Consider the following 257-nt stretch of genomic DNA (forward strand, 5'->3'; position numbering starts at 1 on the left):
AAGACGATCCGGCCGAGCAGGAAGAGTTCGCCCGCGAGGGGGGTGTCGAACTGGAGCGGTGTCGCTGCGATTTCAGCTAACATCGTGTAACCTGCTATACGCACGTAACCTATTTATCGCTTCCCGGACAATAGGGTAAGCAGGTAACACCGATGTCATCGCAGGAACTCGCCGGCTCCGAACCGGCGGAGACGACCGACGCAGAGTCCCGGAACGCCGCCCCCGACACGCCGTGTCCCGTCGTGGACTCGCTCGAA

At 61.5% G+C, this 257-nt stretch carries 2 pseudogenes; one reads left to right on the forward strand and one right to left on the reverse strand.

Annotated features, from left to right (window positions below):
* Positions 1–83 (reverse strand): annotated as a pseudogene (locus EXE44_RS21965) (quinol oxidase); the annotation flags it as partial.
* Between the two features lie 69 nt (positions 84–152).
* Between EXE44_RS21965 and EXE44_RS21635 the strand changes: the two are divergent.
* Positions 153–257: pseudogene (locus EXE44_RS21635) on the forward strand (transcriptional regulator); the annotation flags it as partial.

Source organism: Halorubrum sp. SS7 (assembly GCF_005435055.1).
Lineage (GTDB): Archaea > Halobacteriota > Halobacteria > Halobacteriales > Haloferacaceae > Halorubrum > Halorubrum salinarum.